Genomic DNA, 367 nt, shown 5'->3' with positions numbered 1-367 from the left:
ATGCCGGCATTCATGCTGCGCTGACTGCCCGGGGGGAACTGGGGGAGAAGGCCATTACGGTGCCCGTGCTCGATAAAATCACCCACACCCGCCATGAGTTCAATAAAACCGAGGCCTGGCAGCCGGGAATGGTGGTTAAACGCGGCGATCGCTACCAGGATGTGGTGGCCGTTGACCGTAACGGCAGAACGGTGACGGTACGTGATGAGGAGGGGAAGATTGGGCTGTATTCCCCGAAGGAGCTGATCACCGGCGACGTGCAGCTGTTTCGCCGCAGCGAGATGGAAGTCCGCACCGGCGATCTGCTTAAGTTCACGGTGACCGATCGAGAACAGGGGCAGATGGCCAACCAGCGCTATACGGTGGA

General features: G+C 59.9%; 1 pseudogene. It reads left to right on the top strand.

Features of this window, described 5'->3' with window-relative positions:
- Positions 1-367 (top strand): annotated as a pseudogene (locus tag RTW80_RS27785) (conjugal transfer protein TraI); the annotation flags it as partial.

Source organism: Escherichia sp. AM3 (genome assembly GCF_032029835.1).
Classification (GTDB): Bacteria; Pseudomonadota; Gammaproteobacteria; order Enterobacterales; family Enterobacteriaceae; genus Escherichia; species Escherichia coli.
Note: the sequence above shows the minus strand (reverse complement) of the source record. Positions and strands in the feature narration are given on the sequence as shown.